The organism is Glutamicibacter sp. AGC84 (assembly GCF_053543575.1).
In genome coordinates, this window is record NZ_JBLVOC010000025.1 from 156848 (window position 1) to 158282 (window position 1435).

Consider the following 1435-nt stretch of genomic DNA (forward strand, 5'->3'; position numbering starts at 1 on the left):
GACCAGCACGTGGGCTGGCAAGGCAATGACCTGGACGAGGTCGTTGACGCCTTGCAGCGGTGCGCCGGGCACCTCAGTTCCGCACGGGTGTAGGCCGCTCAGGACGCCACCGGGCGGGACGCGGATTCCTCTAGAGCTGATGTCCGCGCGTCCGAGGCGCGGAAGACCGCCAGCGAGCTGATGACTGCCACGTCCAGGATCGCCATGGCCATGCCTAACATGGTGGCGAAGCCGCTGCTGGCCTGGATCAGGCTCCCGGTCAGCATCGGGCCAATGGCCAATCCGCCGACAATGGCCAGATTGGCCGCATTCATCATCTGGGCTCCGCCCACCCGGGAGACCTCGGCGAGCAGGAACGGCAGCAGTCAGCTCTAGGCGATCTTGAAGAGCACCGCGGCGGCCACGAAGCGCAGCAGCCCCGGGGTGCCGAAGAGGCAGCTGATGGACACTGCCATGACGCCGAATCCGGCCAGGACAAAGTACTTGCCCAACCAGTGCTCACCCACCAGCGTGCTGGCCAGGGAGGAGAGCACCCCGAAGATCGTGGCGATGCCGATCAGGCTCGACACGGCATCCAGCGTAATTCCGGAGCCGATGGCAATCTGCGCCATGAAGGTCCACACCCCACCCAGGGCCACGTAGAAGCAGAGCACCTCCAGCAGCGCGCAGCCCAGGGGCAGCAACCCAGATAGGCTGCGTATTCCTCCGAGGGGTTGCACAGCAACGCATTGTTCAGCGCTTGGGACAGGTCTCCGCGGGGTACGGGCAGATGCATGATGCTCCTTCGTTCACACTGATCGCACGGTCAGCAATAGTGGCAGTAGGATGATCGTGCCAGCATCCCCGGGATATAACCACCATTGGGAGGAAAAGCCAAGGTAGCCCCTGATCGTGCTCCCCAGCTATGTTCTCGACAGCACCTTATCCCTGAGGAACATAGGGCTGTCGGCCGGCCAATCTCGACGTCTTGTCCCAGCTTTTCCATAGCCGGTGGGAGCTGCGACCGGGATTGGGTTGGGATCATGATGGCAACCGATTAGAGGCAGAACTTACCGGAGTCGTCAGGGAGCACCTGTCGCCGCCCACTCTTATTGGCACATTCAATCTGGCAAGTAAGCAGGTCATGCCGTGTAAAACTGCCGACAATACTGGCGCCCAGAAGTTGCTCGCACCTCTGACAACAAACCCGGTCCAGAATCTTTTGCTCCATGTCCACACCCAACTGCTAGGTGTCGACTCGTTCATTTCCCCAAGATGAAAAACAGGTTCCCTAGGGCTGTCGCGTTGCCACTTTAGTATCGAGTAGGCCCGTCTGCTACTCCAGCAAGGGACCAATTACTTGGCATCAATCACTCGCTCGCACTTTCTAATAACGAACTTTCAGGGCCGCACTGGTCGTCAGGTCCGTGCTCGCTAATCAAGGAGAGTCATGCCC

General features: G+C 60.3%; 2 protein-coding genes. Both read right to left on the reverse strand.

The window, feature by feature from the left end:
* Nucleotides 1-98: 98 nt before the first annotated feature.
* Nucleotides 99-332 carry a hypothetical protein gene (locus tag ACNPN0_RS14605; RefSeq protein WP_448938381.1) on the reverse strand — a complete coding sequence of 78 codons (234 nt, stop codon included), beginning with the start codon at nt 330-332 and terminating at the stop codon, nt 99-101.
* Between the two features lie 39 nt (nt 333-371).
* Complete coding sequence (locus ACNPN0_RS14610) at nt 372-719, reverse strand: hypothetical protein (RefSeq protein WP_448938944.1); 348 nt, start codon at nt 717-719, stop codon at nt 372-374.
* Nucleotides 720-1435: the final 716 nt, after the last annotated feature.